The following is a 21,984-nucleotide window of genomic DNA, read 5'->3' on the forward strand; positions in this document are numbered from 1 at the left end:
TGTCGACGCCAATTTATGACGCCGTCGGCCATTCTCGACGACCGCGGTGAGAAAAGCCACAAAAAGAATTGGGAAAGTCGCGTCATAATTCCCGCTCTTCGTCATCTCTCAGGTGAAGGACAGTGCAGCGGCTCTTCGGAGCAGCGGCAGTGGACGCCATCGTCCCTAGCGGTGGCCCGGGTGTCTCGCCCAGCGAGCACAACGGATACCTGGTGGGTAACCTGAACCTCACCGGGGTCCGACTTCGGGAGCACGCCAGCGAGGTCGGATGCGGCGGGGCGCGGTACCAAATGGGGGTGACCGCGCTCCGTCGCACTGCGTGTGGTGTCGGCCCAACCCCGCGGGCCGTGAAGATATTCCATGGTGGGAATCTTCGCGATTGGCGTCGTTTCTCACAGGAGCGGTCGGAGCGAACTCTATAGAATAAGGAGAAATCGCCCCCGACAATTCGGAGACGCGCATGGCTGTGCTCTTGACTGCATTCTTGGTGCTGTCAATTGTCACGCCAAAACTCACCCGCTGGCTCTCCACCCGCGTGTTCTTCGTCATCGCGCTGGTTCCCCTTGCAGCGTTCGTCGTGACTCTGACGCAGACGCCGATGATCGTTGCCGGCGAGGAGGCCCTCGAGTCGTACCCGTGGATTCCCTCGCTCGGCATCGAACTGTCGTTCCGCGTCGACGCTCTCGCCTGGCTGCTTTCGCTCGTCGTCACCGGCGTCGGAGCTCTCGTGCTGCTCTATTGCGCGCACTATTTTCGGGCAGATGAGCCGGGCCTCGGGCGGTTTGCCGGCATCATGCTTGCCTTTGCCGGAACGATGTACGGACTCGTGATCACCGACGACATCGTCGTGATGTTCATGTTCTGGGAGATCACCAGCATCCTGTCGTACCTGCTGATCGGTCACTACACGGGGCGCAAGGAGTCCCGCGGTGCTGCGCTGCAGGCGCTTCTGGTCACGACGTTCGGCGGGCTCATCATGCTCATCGGCGTGGTGATGATGGTGGTCGCGTCGGGAACCACGTCGATTGCCGCGATGGTGGCTCATCCACCAGAAGGCGCAGCCGTTGCGACAGCCGTCATCTTGATTCTGATTGGCGCGCTGTCGAAATCGGCTATCGTTCCCTTCCACTTCTGGCTGCCCGCCGCAATGGCGGCACCGACGCCCGTGAGCGCCTACCTGCACGCCGCTGCGATGGTGAAGGCGGGCATCTACCTCGTTGCCCGATTCGCGCCAGGCTACGCCGACTCGCCGGGGTGGATGCCGACGCTCGTTGTTCTGGGACTGGCCGCCATGCTCGTTGGGGCGTGGAGATCTCTGCGTCAGTATGACCTCAAGCTGGTGCTCGCCTACGGCACGGTCAGCCAACTCGGGTTTCTGATCGTGATCGCCGGATTCGGAACGCACGACGCCGGGCTCGCCGCCGTCGTGCTTCTGCTCGCACACGCGCTCTACAAAGCGACGCTGTTTCTCGTTGTCGGCATCATCGACCACCGCGCGGGAACGCGAGATTGGCGCAAGCTGTCGGGAATCGGCCGGCGAGCACCCGTGCTCATGATCATCTCGGCGATCGCCTGCCTGTCGATGGCGGGAGTGCCACCGCTCTTCGGGTTCGTCGCAAAGGAAGCCGTCTTCACGTCGTTCATCGACGCCGGCCTCGCCGGAAGCACCTGGGGCTGGGTTGCCCTCATCGGAACGGCCGTCGGCTCTGTTCTCACCGTCGCCTACACGGCCAGATTCTTCTGGGGCGCATTCGCCCGCCGTGAGAAGTGCGAGCCGACGCCGCTGCGCGCGGAGGGGTCCGGGCTGCTCGTCTCGCCGATCGTGCTCACCATCGGCACGGTTGCGCTCGGGGTCGTTCCCGGCGTGCTGGGGGCTCCGCTCGGCGTCTACGCCGAGAGCTTCTCAGACGACGGGCACGCGAGCCTCGCGCTCTGGCACGGGTTTGAGGCTGCGCTCGCGATCTCGGCGGGCGTGCTTGCCCTCGGCCTCGTGCTGTTCTCCTGGCGCACGCTCGTCGCACGCCTGCAAGACACGGTTCCCGACTGGATCGAGGCGTCGCGCGGGTATTGGTCGATCGTCAGCTTCGTCGACCGGCTCGCGGCGCGCAGCACGATCTTCGCCCAGCGCGGAGGGCTCTCGCAGTACCTGACGACGATTCTCGTGGTGTTCGTCGCCGGCATCGTCTACACGCTGTCTGTGAACAGAACCTGGCCAGACGGCATCCGCCTCTTCGATTACCCCGCGCAGCCAGTCATCGGGCTCGTCATGGTGATCGCTGCGATCATGGCGGCCGTCGTCGAGAAGCGCATGACGGCCGTGCTGCTCGTCGGCATCACCGGGTACGGACTCGTCGCCTTGTTCGCACTGCACGGGGCGCCCGACCTTGCGATCACGCAGGGGCTCGTCGAGATGGCGACGATCGTGATCTTCGTGCTCGTGCTCCGGCGTCTTCCGGTGAAGATCGCCCAGCACAACAAGCCAGAGCAGAAGAAGCGCCGCATGCTGGTCGGAGGGCTCGTCGGCCTGACGATGGGGATCGTCGGCGTCGTCGCGCTCGCAGCGCGCCAGGCAGAGAGCATTTCTGAGCAGCTGCCCGACCTCGCCGTGAACGAGGGGCACGGACGCAACATCGTGAATGTGATGCTCGTCGACATTCGCGCGTGGGACACCATGGGCGAGATCTCTGTGCTCGTCGTCGTGGCTACCGGAATCGCGAGTCTGCTCTTCGTCTCTGGGCGCATGGGGGCGATGCCGAGACTCGAAGGAGCTCGTGCCATGCGCCGATCGTCGCGGCGCCGCAACGTCGTTCACGACCCGCTCGCCCCCGCGCACGGCGACACGGAAACTCGGCACACCTGGATCTTCGCCGGCCGAACGCTGTCGCTTCACCACCGGTCGATTCTGCTCGAGGTTGTGGTTCGACTGCTGTTCCACCCCGCCATCATCGTGTCGATCTATCTTCTTTTCGTGGGGCACAATGAGCCGGGCGGTGGCTTCGCCGGAGGCCTGCTGGCCGGACTCGCGCTCATCGCGCGCTACCTTGCCGGAGGCCGCTTTGAGCTTGCCGAAGCGGTAACCGTCGACGCGGGAAAGATTCTCGGCGCCGGCATTCTGCTTGCCGTCGGATCGGCTGTCGGCTCGCTCTTCTTCGGCGCTGACGCGCTCACCTCCGCCTACCTCGAGACAGACATCGCGGTGCTCGGCCATCTGTCCATCGGAACATCCACGATCTTCGACATCGGCGTCTACCTTGTCGTCGTCGGGCTCATTCTCGATATTCTGCGCAGCCTCGGCGGCGAGGTCGATCGCCAGCTCGACGACGCCGAGGTCACCGTCGGCACACGAGGAGGTGCGGCATGACAGCATCCCTCACCCTCGTCATCGTCATGGCGGTGATGTATGCGGCGGGCGTCTACGTGATGCTCGAGCGCAGCCTGACGCGCGTGCTGATCGGCTTTCTGCTCGTGGGAAACGCCACGAACATCCTCATCTTCATCATGAGCGGTCCCAGCGGATCGGCGCCCATCGTTGACGGGTCAACAGCGGATGCTCCCATGGTCGACCCGCTGCCGCAGGTGCTCATGCTCACGGCCATCGTCATCAACTTCGGCATCACCGCGTTTCTGCTCGCGCTCATCTACCGCTCGTGGTGGCTTGCCCGACTCGGGGATCGCGGCGACACCGTGCCCGATGAGCACGCCACAGACACCGAAGAGAGCACAGACTCCGCATTCGACGCTGTCGATGTTGACGACCAGGCGATCCAAGACATTCTCGACGCCAGCGATGAGCACGTCGCCGACGAAAACGACACGACGAGGGAGGACCGATGATCGCCTCGCTTCTGCCGCTCGTCGTGGCCATTCCGCTGCTTGGAGCGGCGGTCACCCTTGCGCTTGGCCGACGCTCACGACTCCAGGTGATCGTGAGCACGGCAAGTCTCGTGCTCGTCACCGTGCTGAGCCTCGCGCTCATGTTCGACGTCGATACGAACGGCACTGCCGTCGTGCAGGTCGGCGGGTGGGATGCTCCGTGGGGAATCGTGCTCGTCGCCGACCGACTCTCGGCGATCATGCTGCTGATCTCGGCGCTCATGCTTCTCGGCGTTCTCATCTTCTCGATCGGCCAGGGCATCGCCGACCAGAACGATGAAGAGACCCCGATCTCGATCTTCCACCCCACATACCTCGTGCTCGCGGCTGGAGTGTTCGACGCCTTCGTCGCCGGTGACCTCTTCAACCTCTACGTGGCATTCGAGATGCTGCTCTCGGCAAGCTACGTGCTTCTCACCCTCGGCGGCACGGGTTCCCGCATCCGGGCCGGCGTGACGTACATCGTCGTGAGCCTCGTCTCGTCGATCATCTTCCTCGCCGCGATCGCGCTCATCTACGGCGCAACGGGCACGGTGACCATCGCTCTCATCTCCGAGCGCATCCGTGACCTGCCCATGGACATCCAGACGATCCTCTGCGTCGCGCTGCTCATGGCGTTCTGCATCAAGGCAGCAGTGTTTCCGCTGTCGTTCTGGCTTCCCGATTCATACCCGACGGCTCCCGCCCCCGTCACTGCGGTGTTTGCCGGCCTGCTGACGAAGGTGGGCGTCTACGCGATCATCCGCACAGACAATGTGCTGTTCGTCGATGTTCCGCTGCGCGTTCCGCTCATGGTCGTGGCGTTCTTCACGCTGCTCATCGGCATTCTCGGTGCGCTCGCGCAGGCCGACATCAAGAGGCTCCTGTCATTCACGCTCGTGAGCCACATCGGCTACATGATCTTCGGCATCGCGATCGGCGGGGTGCACGCGCTCTCGGCGACGATCTACTACATCGTGCACCACATCGCCGTGCAGACGACGCTGTTTCTGGCGGCGGGGCTCGTGGAACGCGTGGGCGGATCGACGTCGATCTCGCGGCTCGGAGGAGTGCTGAAGGCGTCGCCCATGGTGGCGGTTCTGTTCTTCATCGGCGCCATGAACCTCGGCGGCATCCCTCCATTCTCGGGCTTCCTCGGCAAGGTGAGCCTGTTTCAGGCCGGTCTTGAACAGGCGGATTGGCTCATCTACGTGCTCATCGGCGCGGGAGCCGCGACGTCGCTGCTCACGCTGTACGCCCTCGTGCGGGTGTGGAATATGGGCTTCTGGCGCAGCCGCAACGAGGTGACCGGCTATTCGTCGCCTCTGCTCGCATCGCTGCGCGAGAGCCCAGACGACTCGGGCTCGGTCATGACGAAGAGCATTTCGAAGCTCATGCTCGGAGCGACAACCGGACTCGTGGCGGTGACTGTCGCGCTCACCCTGCTGGCCGGACCGCTGTTCGGCTACACAGACAGGGCAGCAGAGAATCTCAGCAACCCAGACAACTATGTGAGCGCCGTCTTCGGGGAGGGGGAGCGATGAGCGACGCACCAGAAGTCAAGCCCCCGGAAGAGAGTTCGTCTGCCGGCGGACTCGTCGTTCTCTCTGTCGGCCTCGTGGTGATCTGGATGCTGCTGTGGGGTCAGTTCACCTGGCTCTCGCTCATCACCGGAGTCATTCTCTCTCTCGCCGTGTCGATCGTATTCTATCTGCCCGCCGTCGACATGAGCATTCGAGTGAATCCTTGGTACACGGTCATCTTCTTCGCCCGTCTGCTCTACGACATTGCGCACGCGTCGATCGACATCGCGTGGCTTGTGCTGAAGCCGCGATACGTGCCGTCGAACGCCATCGTGGCGATTCCGCTGCGCACGCGCTCCGACCTGATCATGACGTGGACGGCCGAGTCGATATCGATTGTTCCCGGGTCGATCGTGCTCGATGTCGACCGCGAAGACTCCGTCCTCTATGTGCACGTCATCAATGTGCGCACGGATGCAGCGGTCGCTGCCTTCGAAGACGAGGTCATTCGCACAGAGAAGCGCATCGCCCTTGCGTTGGGCACGAAGGCCGACGTCACGCGGGTGCGTGCCGGGTCCGCGGCATCCGTCACCATCGATCGAGGCGGTGATGCCACGTGACGATCATGAATGTTCTCATCGGCATCGCCGTCGTGCTGTTCACGCTCGGCGCGCTGGCAGCGCTCTACCGGCTGATCACGGGCCCGACGCTGCTCGACCGCGTCGTCGCGAGTGACGTGCTGCTCGTCACCGTGATGTGCGGCCTCGGTGCCGAGATGGCGATCAACCACCACACGACGTCTCTTCCGCTTCTGCTGGTGCTCGCGGCATTCGCCTTCGTCGGCTCGGTGAGCGTCGCGAGATTTATGGGGCGGAGGGATGACACATGACCGGTGATGTTCGCGATTGGATCACGATCGTTCTCGTGCTCATCGCCGCGGTGATGTGCCTCGCGGCGGGCGTTGGTCTGCTGCGCATGCCCGACGTGCTGTCGAGGCTGCACGCCGCGACCAAGCCGCAGATTCTCGGTCTCATCGTGATGATGGCCGACATCGCCCTCAACACGCCCGCCGTCGTGACGATCACTCTCGCGATCGCGATCATCTTCTTTCAGGGGATCACCGCGCCGATCTCTGCGCACATGGTCGGCAGAGCGGGCTACCGTGCGGGCAGCGTGCACACCGAATCGCTGATCCGCGACGACCTCGCGACGCGTATCGAGCAGGCGGAGCGCAGCCAAGAGACCGAAGAGTAGCGCTTCACGTTGACTGTGTGCACCTGCGTCGGAGATGTGCGAGTTCGGTCGGCAGCGACCCGCGTGATTCCGGGGTTGGTGCTCATGCCGTCGGCCGGATCTCCGAATTATGAACGCGCGTGTTCACGTATTCGGAGATCTTCACTCGCGGGCTGCGTGTTGCGTCGCGACACACCGTCGCAACGTCCAAGACTCCGAATGCGTGAACGCGACCGGCGCGCGAGGCTGTCGGGGACAGGACTGGCGAGGAGAAGCGCAGCACGCTAGGAACGCCGAAGACCCAGGATGCTGTCAGCGCAGCCGCGCCCCCGCGGCCCACACCCCGCGCACATCGAGCTCGGCGCCGAGCAGCACGGCATCTGCCGAGAACCCAGGGCGCAGACTGCCGAGCGTATTCTCGAGGCCGAGCGCACGCGCAGGTGCGCCCGTGACGGCATCCACCGCCTGCTCCATCGGCAGCCGCACATCGGTGACTGCGCGACGCAGCGCCTCGTCGAGCAGCAGCGTCGACCCAGCGATCGAGCCGCCCGTTGCACTGCCGTCGTCGAGCCGGGCGACGCCATCGCGCACCGTGACATCGAGCCCGCCCAGCGTGTACGCGCCGTCGGCGGCGCCGGCCGCAGCCATTGCGTCGGTGATCAGTGCGACCCGCCCCGGGGCTTCGCCACACAGCATCCGCACGACATCGGGGTGCACGTGCGTGCCGTCGTTGATCACCTCGAGGGTGACGTCGTCGCGGCCGAGCGCAGCGATAACGGGGCCAGGCGCGCGGTGGTGTATGCCGTTCATCGCGTTGAACGCGTGCGTGAGCAGCGTTGCCCCCGCGTCGAACGCGGCGCGGGTTTCGTCGTCGTTCGCAGATGTGTGCCCGACCGCGACGCGCACTCCGGCATCGACGAACGCGCGTACGGCGTCGAGCCCTCCGTCGAGCTCTGGCGCGAGAGTGATCTGCCGCAGCGTCCCGTCGGCGGCCGCGATCAGCGTGTCGATGTCGGCGGGGGTCGGGGCGATCAGCAGCTCTGCCGTGTGCGCCCCCTTTCGCGCGACGTCGAGAAACGGGCCTTCGAGGTGGGAGCCCAGAATGAGCGGGTCGGATGCCGTCAGCTCCGCGATCATGCGTGCCCGCTGTGCAAGATCGGCGACGGATGCTGTCACGAGAGACAGCACAGACCGCGTCGTCCCGTGCGCCCGGTGCACCGCAACCGCCGTTGCGATCGCGTCGACGCCGTCGTCGTAGGCTGCGGCGCCTCCGCCGTGCCCATGGATGTCGATGAAGCCCGGCGTCAGCCAGTCGCCTGCGGCGTTGACGAGCTGAGCGCTGTGAGCGGCATCGCTGTCGCGCCAGGAATCACCGGTTCCGGTCGCTGTCACGACAGCATCCGTCATCTGCACCCAAGCGTCAGCGGTGATCGTGCCGTCTGTGACCAGGCGGGCTGAGTGAATGATGACGGTCATTCGGCGATCCTCACGTCGATTCCGCGTTCTGTGAAGGCGGCGATGGTGTCGCTGTCTGCTCCGGCATCGGTGATGAGCATGTCGAAAGCGTCAAGCGGCGCGACCGACGCAAATGCACGACGGCCGATCTTCTGCGAGTCTGCCACGATGACCGCGTGTTTCGCACGCTCGGCCATCAGCTGGTTGACGCGGGCCTCGCCTTCGTCGTGCACCGTCGCGCCCTGCTCGACGTCGATGCCGTTGACGCCGATGAACGCCATGTCGATGCTGAGCTTGCTGAGCATCTCATCGGCGTAGGGGCCGGTGAGCTCGTAGGAGCGCGCGTGGACGACGCCGCCCGAGACGACGACCTTGATGTGCGGGCGGAGCGCAAGCTGAGAGGCGATGTTTATGGCATTGGTGACGACGGTGAGGCCGGCGTCGCCCTGAGGATCGTGCAGATCGCCGCGTGCGGCAAGCTCGCTCGCGACCGCGGTCGACGTTGTTCCGCCGCACAGCCCGACGACGGAGCCGGGCGTCACGAGCTCGCTTGCGACGCGCGCGATCGCCGCCTTCTCATCGGCGCGCTGCCCGCGCTTGTACCGAAGAGGAAGATCGTACGAGACCGAGTGGCCGACCGCGCCGCCGCGCGTGCGCGTGAGCAGGTTCTGCTCGGCGAGCGTGTCGAGATCGCGGCGCACCGTTGCGGGGGAGACCTCGAGGGCCTCAACGACGTCGTCAACCTCGATCTGGCCATTCTCGGCAAGCAGGTCGAGCACGGCCATGAGGCGGTCGGAGCGATTCACGAGGTCGTCTCCGGGGTGAACGCGAAGAGCCGCTGCAGTCGCTCCGCCTCAGCCGACAACGCGTCGCGAGCCGGTGCGAGGTACTTGCGCGAGTCGACGACCGAGGGATTGGCGGTGAGAAACGCGCGCACCGCCCCCGTGAACACGCCATTGAGGTGCGTCGATACGTTGATCTTCGTCATTCCAGCGCGCACGGCGAGCGTGAGCACGTCGTCGGCGACCCCAGACGACCCGTGCAGAACGAGGGGCACGTCGAGGGCTGCGTGCAGTCGGGTGATGAGGTCGAGGTCGAGAGCGGCGACCCGCTCGGTCATCGCGTGCGAGGAGCCGACGGCGACAGCGAGGGCGTCGACGCCGGTCTCGGTGACGAAGCTCAGTGCCTCGCCCGGGTCTGTGCGAACGCCCGGGGCGTGCGCGCCGTCTTTTCCGCCGACCTCGCCGAGTTCGGCCTCCACAAATACTCCAGCGGCATGCGCGTATTGCACGGTGCGCGCGGTTGCCGCGACGTTCTCGCCATAGGGCAGCGTGGCGCCGTCGTACATCACCGAGCCGAATCCCAGATCGACGGCCTCGCGCGTGAGCTCTTCGCTCTCGGCGTGGTCGAGGTGCAACGCGACGCTCGCGCTCGACTGCTCGGCGAGAGCCAGGCACGCGCGCGCGATCGGAGCAAGTGCGCCGTGATACGCGACGCAGTTCTGCGAGATCTGCAGAATGACGGGCAACGTCGAACGTTCGGCTGCGGCGACGAGCCCCTCGGCCGTCTCGAGGTGGATCACGTTGAAGGCGGCAACGCCGGTGCGCGAATGCACGGCGTCGTCGATGATGCTGCGCGTCCAGGTGAGGGTCATGATGTCTCCAGGGTGCTGATCGTCACGTCACGGGCAAGATCGGAATGAGAGTGATGGATGCTGCCAGCAAGCGGCATGAGCACGGCCGCAGCCGACCAGGCGACGGCGCGTCGCAGAAGCGTGTCGACGTCGAACTCACCAGCGGCGACGTGCGCGGCAAGAGAGGCCACGGCGGCGTCTCCCGCTCCCGTCGGATTGCCCCGCAGAACGCGGTCGAGGCGCGCGTGGCGAAGGGGCGCGTCGCCGCGTGGCACCGCGAGCATGCCCTCTTCACCGAGTGAGACGACGATGGTTCCGGCTCCGAGGCTCTGCAGGGCTCGAGCACCTGCGACGGGGTCGGTCTCGCCCGTCGTGTCGCGCAGTTCGTCGCGATTGGGCTTCAGCAGCTGTGCGCCCGCACGCGCCGCACCGATGAGCTGCGCACCCGTCGCATCGGCGATCGTCGCGACACCGGCATTGCGTGCTTCGGCGATGAGTTCTGCGGTCAGCGACTCGGGAGTCTCGGGAGGGCAGCTTCCCGAGACCACGAGGCATCGTGCGCGGGGAAGCCGCGACGTGACGACGTCGTGCAGCTCCGTCCATACGGTGAGCGGCTGCGGATTGCCCGACTCATTCAGGATTGTCGTCACGCCGCTTGCCGTCTCGACGATCGCCGTTGAGCGGCGCAGCGGCCACGGCGTGCCGACAAGCGAGTGCGGCACGTCGTGCAGGTCGGCACTGAACGCGGCCTCCGTCGCGCTCACCGGAGCGATGGCGACGGCATCCTCATTCTGCTCGCACAGCACACGCGCAACGTTTACGCCCTTGCCGCCCGCACGAAGCTCGGCGGGGGCGACGCGGTGGGTCGCCCCGGGCGTCAGTCGATCGAGCGTGATCGTCGAATCGAGCGCGGGGTTGGGCGTGACGGTGATGATCATTGTGCCTCCAGAACTGCCCTGGCGCGCAGTGCGGCTCCGACGAGGCCGGCGTTCTGCCCGATGCTTGCGTGCATCAGCTCGGGCCGGCGGTGGAACGTGAGGTGCGAGTAGAGCCGTTCGCGCACGGGGTCGAACAGCGCATCGCCGGCCTGCGCAAGCCCTCCTCCGAGCACGATCACCTCGGGGGCGAGCAGCGCCGTCGCGTGCGACAGGCCGAGCCCCAGCGCGTCGAGCGCCGTGATCCAGATTGCCTCGGCATCCGCATCGCCCGCACGTGCGCGCTCGAGAACCTCGCGCGCTCCGGGAACGGGAGCGGAGGTGAGCCTGTTGTATCGGCGGGTGATCGCCGCGGCCGACGCGATCGCCTCGAGGCAGCCTCGACCCCCGCACGCGCACGGCTCGCCGCCCGGCGCAATCACCGAGTGGCCGAGCTCGCCTGCGTAGCCTTCGCCCCCGTAGGGCTTGCCGTCGATGAAGATGGCGGCAGCAATTCCCGTTCCGATGGTGACGACGAGCGCGTTGCGGTATTTGGAGGCGGGCCCGAGGCGGTACTCGGCTTCGCCCGCGGCGCGAACGTCGTGCGTGAACGAGGAGGGAAGACCGAATGCCTGCTCGGTGAGTTCTCTGAACGGCACGTCGCGCCAGTTGAGGTTCTCGGCGAACAGGCCGACTCCGCGTTCGTCGTCGACGACGCCGGGGGCGATGAGGCCGACCGCTTCGGGAACGACAGTCGGATGCTGCTCACGCAGCTCCGCGCCCAGCTGGGTGATCGTCTCGAGCACCGCCCTCTCTGTGTGCTCGGCGAGCACGGGCGTCGGCGTGCGCCGCACTCCGACGAGCTCGCCGTCCGCCGTGACGAGGGCGGACTTGAGATCTGTGCCTCCCACGTCGAATGCGAGCGCGGGGGCCCCGGGGCCGAGCAGCGACGTCATGCGTCGAGAACTACCGAGCGCGTGAGGTTTCGCGGGGAGTCGGGGTCGAGCCCGGCGCCCAGCGCCCGCTGCAGGGCAACGCGCTGTGCGCGCACGAGGTCGGCGACGGGGTCGAGATCTGCGTTCTCGAAGTGAGCACCGGCGGCGGCGACGCTGTCGGCGAGGCCCGATGGCGCGTCACCGAACATCCAGCTCACGCGACCGGGGGCGGCGATCGAGATGGGTCCGTGGCGGTACTCCATTGCCGAGTACGACTCGGTCCACGACTGCGAGGCCTCGCGCATTTTCAGCGCTGCCTCGTGGGCGAGCCCCGTCGTCCATCCGCGGCCGAGAAACGAGAACTGCTCGGCGTCGATGAGCTCTGGGGCAAGCTCTTCGGTGACGATCTTCTCGGTGTCGGCGATCTGCGCTGAGACGTCGGCGCCCGTCGAGTGGCGAAGGAAGGTGAGCGCGGTCGTGGCGAAGCGCGTCTGCACGACCGACTTCTCGTCGGCGTAGGGGAAGGCGATGACGTCGTTCACCATGTCGACGATGGGAGTGTCGGTGTCGCCGATGATTGCGATCGTGCGCGCTCGGTTGCCCACGTGCTCCAGAAGCTCGAGAACCTCCGTCGTCGTTCCCGAGCGCGTCAGAGCGATGATCGCGTCGTAATCGCGGTCGACGAATGCCTCGCTCGCGGCGTAGGCGTCGGTGATGCCGAGTCCCGCGGTTTCCCGCAGCGACGCGTAAGACTGCGCCATGAACCACGATGTTCCGCAGCCGACGACGGCAACGCGCTGTCCTGCTGCTGGCAGCTTTCGCTCGTCGTCCGTCTGTGTGATCGCGCGCGACCACATTTCGGGCTGGCTGGCAAGTTCTTGGGCCATGAAGGCGCCGGCGTCAGACATATCGCATCCTCTCGATTGTGCGTGAAGATGATTATTGCACAGTTACTTCAATCAGCATCGATCACTTTCGGCTGACGGGAACCATCCGACTGCGCTGTTTCGCCAGCGTACGCCTGTCGTGTGTGAGCCCCGCCCCTGGCGGTTCCCGCCGCGGTGTCGTCGGCGTGGCCGCTCGATGTGCATCCCTGCGGATAACGTGCACCCGCACACGTCTGCACAATGTCCGCAGGTGTAAACGTCCACGGGTGTCAACACGGTCTCGCGCGACCGGCGCTACGCCGGGCCGTACGCGATGCCCGCAGCAGCGAGGCGCGGCAGAAGGTCTTGCACCCGCGACTCGACGTCGTTGACAGCATCCGCCCACGCCAGATCGGCAACGGCGAGCAGGCGCGGAAAGAGCAGCGTGTCGATATCGGCTGACGTTTCGACAGTCTCGGTCCAGAGCGCAGCCTCGATCCCCAAAATCACGCTCTCGTCGACGCCGGAGATGAGCGTGGCGGGGTTCCACGTGGCGACGCCTCCGAGCGGTGTCGGGCTTCCCGTCCACTCCTGGCCGATTCTGAAGTTCGGCTCGGGCATGATGTCGAGATACACGGCATTGGCGGGGGAGAGAATCAGCTGCCCGCCCTGGCGAACGATCGAGCGCGCCTGCTCGGCGGCGCCGGCCTCGGGGGCGATAGAGCCCCAGTATTGGCCGATCGTGCCCTCGGCAAGGTCATCGCTCGAGCCGATCTCGTGCCAGCCGATGGGCAGTTTGCCGTGGGCGGCCGCGATGCGCGTCGCTCGCGCAATAAACCGGCGATAGTCCTCCGGCTGCGTCGAGTGCGACTCATCGCCGCCGATGTGCAGATACGGTCCAGGCGTGACGGACGCCAGGTGGCCGACGACATCGTCGATGAACCCGAAGACGCGCTCCGAATCGGTGTCGAGCGTTGAGAAGCCAACGTCGATGCCGTGATACGGCTCGGGCGTCACACCGGCCGGCGCCAGCTCGGGGTAGGCGACGAGAGCGGCGTTTGTGTGGCCAGGCAGGTCGATCTCGGGGATGACGGTGATGAATCGGGATGCCGCATAGTGCACGATCTGCTCGTAGTCGGTCGTTGTGAGAAACCCGCCCTCGCCGCCGCCCACCTGCGTTGCGGCCCCGGCGCGTGTGAGCTCGGGCCAGCCGGGAACCTCAATGCGCCAGCCCTGGTCATCGCTGAGGTGCAGGTGCAGGTGGTTGAACTTGAACGCGGCGATCTGGTCGACCACTCGCATGATCGTGTCTACGCCGAAGAAGTGGCGAGAGATGTCGAGCATGACGCCGCGGTAGGCGAAGCGCGGTGCGTCGACGATCGTGACGGCCGCCACCTCCCCGGCGGCGTGCGCGGGCGCGTCGATCTGGGCGGGCAGGAGCTGCCGAAGCGTCTGGATTCCGGCGAAGATGCCGGCGTCGGCGGGCGCGTCGATGACGATCGTGCGGCGGTCAACGGTGATGCGGTACGCCTCGGCCGCGTTGCCGACCTCGACCCCCTCGATGGCCGGATTGATCTCGAGAACGATGTCGCCCTCGGCTGCTGCGCCCGTCGACACGGCGAGTTCGAAGCCGGTTGCCGGGCGCAGCACGCTCGCGAGATAGTCGCCCAGCTCGGGGCGATCGGTGACGATGCGCGTGCCCGTCGTGATCGTGAAGGCGCCGTCGGTCTCACTGACGGAACGGGGCTCGGGCAGAAGCACAAATGACGACACGGATGTTCTCCAGAGACGGTGGGGATGTTCGCCGCGAGTCTACCGAGATAGTGTGACCGAGTGACCGTTTCTGCACCTCGCTTTCAGCCTCCGTCTCTGCATGATCTGCGCGAGTCAGATCTGCATGATCTTCGTGCTGGCGATCTTCGCGACGGCGAGAGTTTCACCGGCGCATCGCTTGCCGACCGTGATCTCGCCGACCTCACGTTCTCGGAGTGCGCGTTCACCGATCTCGCGCTCGGCGGGCTGGTATGCCGCGGCGTTCGAGTCACCGAAAGCACGATCATCTCGGCAGACGGCGCCACGGTCTCTGCGCCGTCGTCAACGGTGCGTGACGTTGATGTGAGCCACTCGCGCATCGGATCGCTTGAGGGGTACGACAGCCGCTGGAACGGCGTGCGCTTCACCGGATGCAAGCTCGGCTACATCAACCTTCGCGGCAGCGCGCTCGCCGACATCGTGTTCGAGGACTGCCAGATTGACGAGCTCGACCTCGGTGCGGCGAGGGCAAAACGAATGAGCTTTCACGGATGCCGCATCGGCACACTCGAGGTGCCCAGCGCCACCCTCACAGACGTCGACTTGCGTGGGCTCGATCTCGCGCGCATCGTCGGCATCGAGGGGCTTTCAGGCGCGGTCATCGACGAGGGCCAGCTTCTGCAGCTTGCGCCCGTACTTGCGGCGCAGCTGGGAATCGAGGTGGTGTGACATGCGCCCCCTCGACGTCGACAACCGCATGGACGTGTCCGCCCGTTTTGCCGACTTTGCGCACCGCGAGGCGTACGGAAACTCCGAGCGCTACGACACGTGGTGCCGGGCCATCGCCGCCGACAACGACATCTGCGCGCAGATCGCGACGCTTCCCCCGAACAAGCAGCAGCCGAACCTCGTGCTCGCTGCGACACGCTATCTCGGGGTTCCCGAGGTGCCGCCCGAGCAGTTTCTCGAGTGGCTGCGCGAGACGTGGGACGACGTGCGCCACGAGGTTCTCGCCCGCTCGACGCAGACGAACGAGCCGGGGCGCACGGCAGCGATTCTGCCGCTTCTCGCGCAGATCGAGGGGCCGATCGCTCTCATCGAGGTGGGAGCATCCGCTGGCCTCTGCCTGTACCCCGATCGCTACAGCCACGAGTACGACGGCTCCGTGCGCATCGACCCGGCCAGCGGGCCGTCGACGGTTGTCACACGGTGCACGACAGCGGGCGGCGTGCCGATTCCGAGCGCGCTGCCCGAGATTGTGTCGCGCTCCGGCGTCGATCTGAACCCGCTCGACGTCGCAGCGGACGACGACATGCGCTGGTTGCACGCGCTCATCTGGCCGGGGCAGACCGAAAGAGACGAGCGACTGGATGCCGCGGCGGCGATCGCCCGCGCTGAGCCGCCGACGATTGTGTGCGGCGACCTCAACGAGCAAATCGACGCTCTCGTCGACGCCGTACCCGACGGCGTGACCGCTGTCGTGCAGCACACAGCCGTGCTCGCGTACCTCGACATGGCCGGCCGCGACCGCTTCTATGGGCAGATGGCGCGCCTTGCTGCGCGGTGGATCTCGTTTGAGGGGCGCGGTGTCTTTCCTCAGATCGACGCGACAATTCCCGAGAGCACGCAGCATGACGAGAACCGGTTCGTGCTCGCTCTTGACGGTCAGGCGCAGGCCTTTGCGACGGCACACGGGCAACGACTTCACTGGCTGTGACGGAATGCCCGCGCGCGAGCATTTCTCGAGCGCATCCGCTGTTATGCTGTACCCGTCGCGACTGGCGTATTGACGGACGATTCCGATGAGCTCGCAGCTTGCGGATGACCCGACTCAGATGGGGCACCATCGGGGAGCGACGTGCGATCCTCAGCGGAGAAATTCCGCACCGGGATTTCTCGGCATTGAGTCGGATTCGGCCGCACGCCTGGGCCGATACGGGTAACACCCATCCGTCTGTCACGAAGGAGCCAGCATGACCGATACGTTCAACGCGCCACTGTCGGAGGTCGATCCCGAGATCGCCGCCGTGCTCAATCAAGAGCTGGGCCGCCAGCGCGACTACCTCGAGATGATCGCGAGCGAGAACTTCGTTCCCGTCTCGGTGCTGCAGTCGCAGGGTTCGGTGCTCACCAACAAGTACGCCGAGGGCTACCCCGGCCGCCGGTACTACGGCGGTTGCGAGTACGTCGACGTCGCAGAGTCGCTCGCCATCGAGCGTGCGAAGACGCTCTTCGGCGCCGAATACGCAAACGTTCAGCCGCACTCGGGAGCAAGCGCGAACGCCGCAGTGCTTTCGGCGATCGCCACGCCGGGCGACACGATCCTCGGCCTCGAGCTTGCTCACGGCGGCCACCTGACGCACGGCATGAAGCTCAACTTCTCGGGCAAGCTCTACAATGCAGTCTCGTATGGCGTCGACCCCGAGACCTGCCTCGTCGACATGAACGTCGTGCGCGACAAGGCGCTCGAGCATAAGCCGACGGTAATCATCGCCGGGTGGTCCGCCTATCCACGCCAGCTTGACTTCGCCGCGTTCCGTGCAATCGCAGACGAGGTCGGCGCGACGCTCTGGGTCGACATGGCCCACTTCGCCGGGCTCGTCGCCGCGGGGCTGCACCCCTCGCCCGTTCCCTACGCCGACGTCGTCTCGTCGACCGTGCACAAGACAATCGGCGGGCCGCGCTCGGGCTTCATCGTCTCGCGCGACACCGCGCTGGCGAAGAAGCTCAACTCGAACGTCTTCCCCGGGCAGCAGGGCGGGCCGCTCATGCACGTGATCGCCGCAAAGGCGACGGCGTTTCTGCTGGCAGCATCCGATGATTTCCGTGATCGCCAGGAGCGCACGATCTCGGGCGCGAAGCTGCTTGCCGAAGCACTCACCTCAGACGAGTCGCGCGCAGCCGGCGTCAACGTGCTCACCGGAGGAACCGACGTGCACCTCGTGCTCGCCGACCTGCGTGAGAGCGAGCTGTCTGGGCAGGATGCCGAGAACCGCCTGCACGAGGTCGGAATCACCGTGAACAAGAACTCGGTGCCCTTCGATCCTCGCCCGCCCATGGTCACGAGCGGCATGCGCATCGGCACCCCGGCACTCGCAACGCGCGGGTTCGGCGATGCCGAGTTCGCCGAGGTCGCCGACATCATTGCGCTGACTATGCGACCGGATGCCGACCTCGCGGGGTTGCGCGGACGCGTCTCGACGCTGACCGAGGCGTTCCCCCTGTACCCCGGACTGCAGCAGTAAGGCCAGCACAGATGACCGCACAGATCTTGGACGGGCGGGCCGCAGCCGCCGACATCAAAGCTGAGCTCGCCGAACGCGTCGCCGCGCTTGCAGCCACGGGCATCACACCCGGCATCGCGACGGTGCTCGTCGGCGCCGATCCGGCATCACAGCTGTACGTGGGCATGAAGCACAGGCAGTCGACGGCGATCGGCATGAACTCGATGCAGCGCGAGCTGCCGGCCGATGCCACGCAAGAGCAGGTTGAAGCACTTGTCGACGAGCTCAACGCCGACCCCGAGTGCCACGGCTACATCGTGCAGCTGCCATTGCCGAAGCACATCGACACTGACAGCATCCTCGAACGAATCGACCCGGCAAAGGATGCTGACGGGTTGCACCCCACAAACCTCGGCCGGCTGGTGCTCAACGTGAACGGCCCGATCGACACACCGCTGCCGTGCACACCGCGCGGCGTGATCGAGCTGCTGCTGCGCAACGACTTCGATCTGAAAGGCAAGCACGTTGTCGTCGTCGGGCGCGGAGTGACGATCGGCCGCACGATCGGGCTGCTGCTGACGCGTCGCGAGCTCAATGCAACGGTGACGCTGACCCACACGGGCACCGTCGACATGCCGAAGTATCTGCGCCAGGCCGACGTGATCGTCGCGGCTGCTGGCGTGAAGCACCTGATTCGCCCCGAAGACGTCAAACCCGGTGCCGCGGTGCTCGACGTGGGTGTCACCCGCGAAGAGAGCCCGGACGGCGGCAAGCCGAAGGTCTTCGGTGACGTCGAGCCCGGAGTCGCCGACGTGGCGGGTTACGTGTCGCCGAACCCGGGCGGCGTCGGCCCGATGACCGTCGCTCTGCTCATGACAAACGTGGTCGAGGCGGCGGAGCGCGTCGCCGGCTGACGTTACTCGGCGGCTTCCTCTGCCAAAGTGACACGCCGTAAAACGTCGCCACCGGCGGCGACCGACGCGACAGTTTTCGGCGTGTCACTCGGTGACCGAGCGAACTGCAGCCTCCGGGCGATACGCCGGGCACGACGCACAACTGCGCGCACCGGAAGTGCGACAACGAGCGACAGTGCGCCAGAGAGCGAGCGGTCGTAGTGCCCCAGCCTCCGTTTGCGCTCAAACGCACGGCGCAGCGACCCACCGGTGAGGTTGAACCGACGCTCAAGTGCGGGGAGGCCCCGCGCCGCCCGGCGTGCCACGAGATCAGCGAGCCGATCGTCGACGGTTGACGCCTGGTCGGGGTGGAAGTAATTGTCGTCGAGCCACGCTGGTTCCGGATGCCGCCAGTCGCCGCGCGCCAGATCGGCGGCGTTGCCGAAAAGCCCGCTGCCAACGAACACCGTGTTGATCTGCTGGGGACCGACGCCGAAATCGTCGAGCAGCAGCACGGGGATACCCTGGGCAATCGCTTCGAGCGCGGCTGTCGAGCTCACGGTCACCAGCGCCGCGGCCCGCGAGAGGTGGGCGGCCATCGGGCCGTCTGAGACCACGAGGTTCTCGGGCACGCCACCGAGGCTGTCACTGACATCGGGCTGATCGAGGAGGTGGCCAAGGTCGAACTGCTCGAGATGAGTCTGCGCCTCCCCGCGCCGGGCGCGCGTTTTGACGACGACGCGCCTGCTCGAGTGTGCGCGAGCAGCATCCGCCAGAAGCGCGAGCACCTGCACGCGCTCCTCGCGAGAGGCCGGCACCTTTGCTTGCACGGCGAACACGATCGAGTTCGCATCGGTTCGCGTGCGCTGCCGCACGACGTCGTCGAGGAAGGGCAGCCGTGCGAGAGCGAATCGCATGCCGATGCCGAGCTGGGCGGCGTTGGCGCTGAATTCGCGCACCTCGCGTGTGCTGTGCAGAACGATCATGTCGCACTGCTCACGATAGATGATGGCCTTGGGCTCGGCGGGAATCGTGAGCCCGGGAAACCCCGAGATGATTGCCGGGCGCCCGGGCATCGCCGCGACGATCGGCGCGACGACACGAACGAGAGGACCGCGAAGGGCGAGCAACACGATGTGAGGGCGTTCGCGCTGGATCAGTTCTGCGAGGTCGTCGATGTCGATCGTGCGCACATCGCGTGCAGTGAAAGGTGTGCCGGTCAGAGCAGCATCCAGCTGGCGGGCGCTCGGCAGCACCGGCGTCTTCACGAGAACGAGCGACGAATGCCACTCGCCGCCTCGCTGCCCGGCGAACGCTGCGCCCCATTTGATGTATGAGTCCGAGTCGGCGACGACGAGCATCCGCCGCGGGCCTTGTGTCACGCGAGCACCCGGCGCAGTTTCGCCTTCGGTGCTTCTTCGCCGGGGAAGACACGTTTCACGCCCTCGCCCATCGCCTGTTCGATAATGCGAATGTCGCGCACGAGGTGATCGAGGCCCGTCGGTTCGAGGGATGCTGCGTGGTCGGAGCCCCACATGGCGCGATCCAACGTGATGTGGCGCTCAACGGCGACGGCGCCGAGGGTCACAGCGGCAAGCGAGATCTGCAGGCCACGTTCATGACCCGAGTATCCGATGGGCGCTGCGTATCGCTGCTGCAGCTCTGCGATCACCCGCAGATTGGCTTCCTCGGGAGGGAGTGGATATGTCGACGTGGCGTGCAGTATCACGAGGTTGTCGGTTCCGAGAGTGGCGACGGCCATGTCGATCTCGTCGAGCGTCGACATTCCTGTCGACAGAATCACCGGTTTCTGCGTCTCGGCGATGGCTTCGAGCAGCTCGAGATCGGTGACGGATGCCGAAGCCACCTTGAATGCGGGAACGTCGAGTTCATAGAGAAACGCGACGCTCGGAACGTCCCACGGCGACGCGAACCAGTCGAGTCCTCGCTCGGCAGCGTCGTCGGCGATCTGCGCGTACTCGGCGCGCCCGAACTCGACCCGGCGACGGTAGTCGAGATAACTCATTGTGCCCCACGGCGTCTCTCGCGGGACCTGCTTCATATGCTCGGGCGTGGCGATCTCCGGCGTGCGCTTCTGAAACTTCACAGCCTGCGCACCGGCATCGGCAGCCACGTCGATGAGCTGCTTTGCAAGCTCAACATCGCCGTTGTGATTGAGGCCGATCTCGGCGATCACGTAGACAGGCTCGCCCATCCCGATGCTGTGGCGTCCGATTGTCACGGTCATGCGTGTGCTCCTTCGATGCGGCGGGCAGTGTGAACAGAGGTGCTCGATGCCGTGCTGAGCACGGCATCGGCGAGTTCTCGCACGGCACCGTCGCCGCCACGTCGCGTCAGCACCAGCCGGGCCGCCGCGCGCACGTCAGGCGCAGCATCCGCCACGGCCACAGGCCACCCGACGATCGTCAGAGCAGAGGCATCGCCGAGGTCGTTGCCCAGGTACGCGATGCGATCGAGCCGCACGCCGTTCTCTCGCGCCCACGCGGTGAGAGCTGCGCCCTTGTCGTCGATGCCCTGGCGCACATCAACCTCGAGCTTGCGCGCCCGCGCACTCACAACTGCATGCTTTTCTGCCGACAGAATCAAGACACGGATGCCGGCGGCACGCAGCCGCGCGATGCCGGCTCCGTCGCTTCTGCTCACGCGCACAAGCTCGTCGCCATCGGCTCCAATGAGCGCCGTGTCGTCTGTGTGCACTCCGTCGAAATCGGTGACAACGGCATCAACGTCAATCTGCGGATCTGTGCCGTGAGGGTTGCCGTCGTCACCTTCTGCCGAGATCGCCTCGGCGACGACCAGGTCGTCCGGTGCGTCGATTTCGATCGCGTGCTTTTCCGCGACAAGCTGCACGCCGACCCGGCCGAAGAAACGATGTTTCGCCTCGAGGAAGCCGTCAGTGCGCATCACGTAGAACGCGCCGGTTTCGCGGTACTCGATCGCTCGATCCTGACGCCGCTGCCGCACGAGGCGGCGGTGGTTGACGCCCACCATATTGCCCGGGTCGATCTCGTCTGGCCGCCAGATGAATGCGTGATTCTGAACGGCAGAGAAGACAACGTCCGCCGTTCCCGCAGCCACGTTGTCGATCGCGGCATCCAGGTCATCCGGGGTGATGAAGGGCGACGTGGCTTGAATGAAGACGGTGATCGGCGGAGTATCGGCGCGCGATTTCACAACGTCGAGTGCGTGTAGAAGCGCTGTTTCAGACGGCGCTTCGTCTGTGGCGAGTTCGGCTGGCCTGTCGATGACATCGGCCCCGGCCGCCCGCGCGGCTGCAGCGATCTGCTCGTCGTCGGTCGAGACCACGACCTGGTGAATGCGCGCAGATGCGGCCGCTGCCTCGATGGCGCGCACGACGAGCGGCGAACCGCCGATGTGGCGCAGATTCTTGGCAGGTATGCCCTTCGAGCCGCCGCGGGCGGGAATCACGGCGACGACTGCCGCCCGGTCGTGGCCACCCCCATCAAAACCGTTCATATCGCGAACGTAAATGCGCGACGTTGCCCGGCGGTGGTGAACTGGTTAACGCACCGTGACGTGCGTGCGAACCTGCGTGCTCGCGCCGTGCCGCCTCGCAGTGACGCGCCGAAGAACGTCGCCGCCGTTGTGCCCGGCAAGCGCATTCCGTGGCATCTCACTTTCTGCGGGACGGCGGTGCCCTCCCTCAGGCGATTGCTTACGTC

General features: G+C 66.0%; 20 protein-coding genes and 1 riboswitch. Of the genes, 10 read left to right on the forward strand and 10 right to left on the reverse strand.

Translation table 11 applies throughout. The features are described 5' to 3' along the window. Positions 1 to 460: 460 nt before the first annotated feature. The 6 genes from HCR84_RS04645 to mnhG are packed head-to-tail and all read left to right on the forward strand — an operon-like array spanning position 461 to position 6,629. Positions 461 to 3,361, forward strand: coding sequence for a Na+/H+ antiporter subunit A (locus tag HCR84_RS04645; protein ID WP_166984042.1), 2,901 nt, complete (start codon positions 461 to 463; stop codon positions 3,359 to 3,361). Further along, positions 3,358 to 3,834, forward strand: coding sequence for a sodium:proton antiporter (locus tag HCR84_RS04650; protein WP_166984041.1), 477 nt, complete (start codon positions 3,358 to 3,360; stop codon positions 3,832 to 3,834). Before HCR84_RS04645 ends, HCR84_RS04650 begins: the two co-directional genes overlap by 4 nt. Further along, the gene (locus HCR84_RS04655; RefSeq protein WP_244972567.1) at positions 3,831 to 5,396 is read left to right on the forward strand and encodes a Na+/H+ antiporter subunit D; all 1,566 of its coding nucleotides are present in this window, start codon (positions 3,831 to 3,833) and stop codon (positions 5,394 to 5,396) included. Before HCR84_RS04650 ends, HCR84_RS04655 begins: the two co-directional genes overlap by 4 nt. Continuing rightward, entirely contained in the window at positions 5,393 to 5,995 is a 603-nt protein-coding gene (locus HCR84_RS04660) for a Na+/H+ antiporter subunit E (protein ID WP_166984040.1), read from the forward strand. Before HCR84_RS04655 ends, HCR84_RS04660 begins: the two co-directional genes overlap by 4 nt. A gap of 5 nt (positions 5,996 to 6,000) precedes the next feature. Further along, positions 6,001 to 6,264: an MrpF/PhaF family protein gene (locus HCR84_RS04665; protein ID WP_166984162.1), complete on the forward strand. Its 264-nt coding sequence runs from the start codon at positions 6,001 to 6,003 to the stop codon at positions 6,262 to 6,264. Continuing rightward, complete coding sequence (mnhG, locus tag HCR84_RS04670) at positions 6,261 to 6,629, forward strand: monovalent cation/H(+) antiporter subunit G (protein ID WP_166984039.1); 369 nt, start codon at positions 6,261 to 6,263, stop codon at positions 6,627 to 6,629. The genes HCR84_RS04665 and mnhG overlap by 4 nt, the downstream gene beginning before the upstream one ends. A 291-nt stretch (positions 6,630 to 6,920) precedes the next feature. Here mnhG and nagA read toward each other — a convergent pair whose 3' ends face one another. The 7 genes from nagA to HCR84_RS04705 form a co-directional block, all read right to left on the reverse strand. Then, a complete protein-coding gene (gene nagA, locus HCR84_RS04675; RefSeq protein WP_166984038.1) occupies positions 6,921 to 8,084 on the reverse strand; it encodes an N-acetylglucosamine-6-phosphate deacetylase in 1,164 nt (387 codons plus the stop codon). Beyond that, positions 8,081 to 8,869 carry a DeoR/GlpR family DNA-binding transcription regulator gene (locus tag HCR84_RS04680; RefSeq protein WP_166984037.1) on the reverse strand — a complete coding sequence of 263 codons (789 nt, stop codon included), beginning with the start codon at positions 8,867 to 8,869 and terminating at the stop codon, positions 8,081 to 8,083. The genes nagA and HCR84_RS04680 overlap by 4 nt, the downstream gene beginning before the upstream one ends. Then, positions 8,866 to 9,717 carry a class II fructose-bisphosphate aldolase gene (locus tag HCR84_RS04685; RefSeq protein WP_166984036.1) on the reverse strand — a complete coding sequence of 284 codons (852 nt, stop codon included), beginning with the start codon at positions 9,715 to 9,717 and terminating at the stop codon, positions 8,866 to 8,868. Before HCR84_RS04685 ends, HCR84_RS04680 begins: the two co-directional genes overlap by 4 nt. Further along, positions 9,714 to 10,634: a 1-phosphofructokinase family hexose kinase gene (locus HCR84_RS04690; RefSeq protein ID WP_166984035.1), complete on the reverse strand. Its 921-nt coding sequence runs from the start codon at positions 10,632 to 10,634 to the stop codon at positions 9,714 to 9,716. Before HCR84_RS04690 ends, HCR84_RS04685 begins: the two co-directional genes overlap by 4 nt. Next, positions 10,631 to 11,566: an ROK family protein gene (locus HCR84_RS04695; protein WP_166984034.1), complete on the reverse strand. Its 936-nt coding sequence runs from the start codon at positions 11,564 to 11,566 to the stop codon at positions 10,631 to 10,633. Before HCR84_RS04695 ends, HCR84_RS04690 begins: the two co-directional genes overlap by 4 nt. Next, the gene (locus HCR84_RS04700) at positions 11,563 to 12,453 is read right to left on the reverse strand and encodes an SIS domain-containing protein (RefSeq protein WP_166984033.1); all 891 of its coding nucleotides are present in this window, start codon (positions 12,451 to 12,453) and stop codon (positions 11,563 to 11,565) included. Before HCR84_RS04700 ends, HCR84_RS04695 begins: the two co-directional genes overlap by 4 nt. A 273-nt stretch (positions 12,454 to 12,726) precedes the next feature. After that, positions 12,727 to 14,184, reverse strand: a complete 1,458-nt coding sequence (locus HCR84_RS04705) for a beta-N-acetylhexosaminidase (RefSeq protein WP_166984032.1) — start codon at positions 14,182 to 14,184, stop codon at positions 12,727 to 12,729. Between the two features lie 60 nt (positions 14,185 to 14,244). Here HCR84_RS04705 and HCR84_RS04710 point away from each other — a divergent pair, with 60 nt between their 5' ends. The 4 genes from HCR84_RS04710 to HCR84_RS04725 all read left to right on the forward strand — a co-directional run bounded on the left by HCR84_RS04710 (position 14,245) and on the right by HCR84_RS04725 (position 18,301). Then, complete coding sequence (locus HCR84_RS04710; RefSeq protein WP_166984031.1) at positions 14,245 to 14,892, forward strand: pentapeptide repeat-containing protein; 648 nt, start codon at positions 14,245 to 14,247, stop codon at positions 14,890 to 14,892. A 1-nt stretch (position 14,893) separates the two neighbouring features. Next, on the forward strand, positions 14,894 to 15,880 hold the full coding sequence (locus HCR84_RS04715) for a DUF2332 domain-containing protein (protein WP_218043615.1): 987 nt from the start codon (positions 14,894 to 14,896) through the stop codon (positions 15,878 to 15,880). A gap of 47 nt (positions 15,881 to 15,927) precedes the next feature. Beyond that, a riboswitch (ZMP/ZTP riboswitch) is annotated at positions 15,928 to 16,101 on the forward strand. Positions 16,102 to 16,136: 35 nt separating this feature from the next. Further along, positions 16,137 to 17,408 carry a serine hydroxymethyltransferase gene (gene glyA, locus HCR84_RS04720; protein WP_166984030.1) on the forward strand — a complete coding sequence of 424 codons (1,272 nt, stop codon included), beginning with the start codon at positions 16,137 to 16,139 and terminating at the stop codon, positions 17,406 to 17,408. Positions 17,409 to 17,419: 11 nt separating this feature from the next. Further along, a complete protein-coding gene (locus HCR84_RS04725) occupies positions 17,420 to 18,301 on the forward strand; it encodes a bifunctional methylenetetrahydrofolate dehydrogenase/methenyltetrahydrofolate cyclohydrolase (RefSeq protein WP_166984029.1) in 882 nt (293 codons plus the stop codon). 2 nt (positions 18,302 to 18,303) lie between these two features. Here HCR84_RS04725 and HCR84_RS04730 read toward each other — a convergent pair whose 3' ends face one another. The 3 genes from HCR84_RS04730 to HCR84_RS04740 are packed head-to-tail and all read right to left on the reverse strand — an operon-like array spanning position 18,304 to position 21,778. Next, positions 18,304 to 19,662, reverse strand: a complete 1,359-nt coding sequence (locus tag HCR84_RS04730) for a DUF6716 putative glycosyltransferase (protein WP_166984028.1) — start codon at positions 19,660 to 19,662, stop codon at positions 18,304 to 18,306. After that, the gene (locus HCR84_RS04735; protein WP_166984027.1) at positions 19,659 to 20,528 is read right to left on the reverse strand and encodes an N-acetylneuraminate synthase family protein; all 870 of its coding nucleotides are present in this window, start codon (positions 20,526 to 20,528) and stop codon (positions 19,659 to 19,661) included. Before HCR84_RS04735 ends, HCR84_RS04730 begins: the two co-directional genes overlap by 4 nt. Next, the gene (locus tag HCR84_RS04740; RefSeq protein WP_166984026.1) at positions 20,525 to 21,778 is read right to left on the reverse strand and encodes an acylneuraminate cytidylyltransferase; all 1,254 of its coding nucleotides are present in this window, start codon (positions 21,776 to 21,778) and stop codon (positions 20,525 to 20,527) included. Before HCR84_RS04740 ends, HCR84_RS04735 begins: the two co-directional genes overlap by 4 nt. Positions 21,779 to 21,984: the final 206 nt, after the last annotated feature.

Origin of the sequence: Paramicrobacterium fandaimingii, from assembly GCF_011751745.2 — a bacterium.
In the GTDB taxonomy this organism is placed as follows: domain Bacteria; phylum Actinomycetota; class Actinomycetes; order Actinomycetales; family Microbacteriaceae; genus Paramicrobacterium; species Paramicrobacterium fandaimingii.

What these genes read in the sequence shown, in the direction of transcription:
- HCR84_RS04655 (WP_244972567.1), top strand. Translation starts at nt 3,831, where the DNA reads ATGATCGCCTCGCTTCTGCCGCTCGTCGTGGCCATTCCGCTGCTTGGA.
- mnhG (WP_166984039.1), top strand. Translation starts at nt 6,261, where the DNA reads ATGACCGGTGATGTTCGCGATTGGATCACGATCGTTCTCGTGCTCATC.
- HCR84_RS04735 (WP_166984027.1), bottom strand. Translation starts at nt 20,528, where the DNA reads ATGACCGTGACAATCGGACGCCACAGCATCGGGATGGGCGAGCCTGTC.
- HCR84_RS04665 (WP_166984162.1), top strand. Translation starts at nt 6,001, where the DNA reads ATGAATGTTCTCATCGGCATCGCCGTCGTGCTGTTCACGCTCGGCGCG.
- HCR84_RS04725 (WP_166984029.1), top strand. Translation starts at nt 17,420, where the DNA reads ATGACCGCACAGATCTTGGACGGGCGGGCCGCAGCCGCCGACATCAAA.
- HCR84_RS04740 (WP_166984026.1), bottom strand. Translation starts at nt 21,778, where the DNA reads ATGAACGGTTTTGATGGGGGTGGCCACGACCGGGCGGCAGTCGTCGCC.
- HCR84_RS04695 (WP_166984034.1), bottom strand. Translation starts at nt 11,566, where the DNA reads ATGACGTCGCTGCTCGGCCCCGGGGCCCCCGCGCTCGCATTCGACGTG.
- glyA (WP_166984030.1), top strand. Translation starts at nt 16,137, where the DNA reads ATGACCGATACGTTCAACGCGCCACTGTCGGAGGTCGATCCCGAGATC.
- nagA (WP_166984038.1), bottom strand. Translation starts at nt 8,084, where the DNA reads ATGACCGTCATCATTCACTCAGCCCGCCTGGTCACAGACGGCACGATC.
- HCR84_RS04645 (WP_166984042.1), top strand. Translation starts at nt 461, where the DNA reads ATGGCTGTGCTCTTGACTGCATTCTTGGTGCTGTCAATTGTCACGCCA.
- HCR84_RS04650 (WP_166984041.1), top strand. Translation starts at nt 3,358, where the DNA reads ATGACAGCATCCCTCACCCTCGTCATCGTCATGGCGGTGATGTATGCG.
- HCR84_RS04685 (WP_166984036.1), bottom strand. Translation starts at nt 9,717, where the DNA reads ATGACCCTCACCTGGACGCGCAGCATCATCGACGACGCCGTGCATTCG.
- HCR84_RS04690 (WP_166984035.1), bottom strand. Translation starts at nt 10,634, where the DNA reads ATGATCATCACCGTCACGCCCAACCCCGCGCTCGATTCGACGATCACG.
- HCR84_RS04660 (WP_166984040.1), top strand. Translation starts at nt 5,393, where the DNA reads ATGAGCGACGCACCAGAAGTCAAGCCCCCGGAAGAGAGTTCGTCTGCC.
- HCR84_RS04700 (WP_166984033.1), bottom strand. Translation starts at nt 12,453, where the DNA reads ATGTCTGACGCCGGCGCCTTCATGGCCCAAGAACTTGCCAGCCAGCCC.
- HCR84_RS04715 (WP_218043615.1), top strand. Translation starts at nt 14,894, where the DNA reads ATGCGCCCCCTCGACGTCGACAACCGCATGGACGTGTCCGCCCGTTTT.